This window comes from Paenibacillus forsythiae T98 (genome assembly GCF_000520735.1).
GTDB lineage: Bacteria > Bacillota > Bacilli > Paenibacillales > Paenibacillaceae > Paenibacillus_AQ > Paenibacillus_AQ forsythiae.
In genome coordinates this window covers 1-809 of record NZ_ASSC01000043.1, presented here as the reverse complement: position 1 = coordinate 809, position 809 = coordinate 1, and the positions used below count along the sequence as shown (strand labels likewise).

The following is an 809-nucleotide window of genomic DNA, read 5'->3' as shown; positions in this document are numbered from 1 at the left end:
CCAGCTTGCGCAGGAGCCCTTCAGCCATGGGACTGCGGCATGTGTTGCCGGTGCAGACGAACAAAACATGAAGCATGCAGATCACCTCCATGGGATTATTCTTTTGCCGCTATTGTATCAGAAGATGAACAGCAAGCCAAACCCGAGCAGGATCGCCCCGCCGAGCGCCTCCCCGTACTCTCCGAGTCCTCGGCTTACGCGCCGACCAAGCAGCAGCCCGGAGATCGACATCAGCCCGCCGCAGGCCCCGAAGGCCAGCACCGTCAGCAGCACATTGCTCACGAATACGCCGAGCGAGACGCCGACCGAGAACGAGTCGATGCTGACGCTGAGCGAAATGAGCAGCATCCCCCAAAGCGTCCGGTGGTCGACGCTCCTCATCCCGCCGTTCTCCCCGGTGCGGAACGAGCCGAGCACCATGTGCCCGCCGAGCGCCACCAGCAGCGCTCCGGCGGCAATTCCCGCCACCCTGCCCAGCAAATGTCCGATGTAGCTTCCGGCAACCAGCCCAAGCAGAGGCATCAGCACATGAAAAAAAGCAACGAGCAGGCTCATTTGCAGCACATGAAGAAGACGGATGCCTCTCATTCCGATTCCTACGCCAAGCGAAAAGGCATCCATTCCAAGAGCAAGCGCCATGATTGCAATGGTTACGATCTGGCCCCATCCGGCCGATACTTCTCCCATGCCCATCACCATACCTCCATGTCCCGAATATCTTGTACAATCACGATATGCGGACAAGAGGACAATCATTCTAGAAATTGGAAAAACAGAGCTATTCGGCGTCAATTATGCGGCCGGCGGCG

General features: G+C 58.3%; 2 protein-coding genes. Both read right to left on the bottom strand.

Going from position 1 to position 809, the window contains the following annotated elements:
* A partial coding sequence (locus L692_RS30970; RefSeq protein ID WP_462937975.1) for an arsenate reductase/protein-tyrosine-phosphatase family protein occupies positions 1-76 on the bottom strand: 76 nt, incomplete at its 3' end.
* Between the two features lie 41 nt (positions 77-117).
* Entirely contained in the window at positions 118-687 is a 570-nt protein-coding gene (locus L692_RS0101745; protein WP_025696642.1) for a manganese efflux pump MntP, read from the bottom strand.
* Between the last annotated feature and the right edge of the window lie 122 nt (positions 688-809).

Coding starts and splice junctions, on each gene's coding strand:
- L692_RS0101745 (WP_025696642.1), bottom strand. CDS start 687: ATGGGAGAAGTATCGGCCGGATGGGGCCAGATCGTAACCATTGCAATC.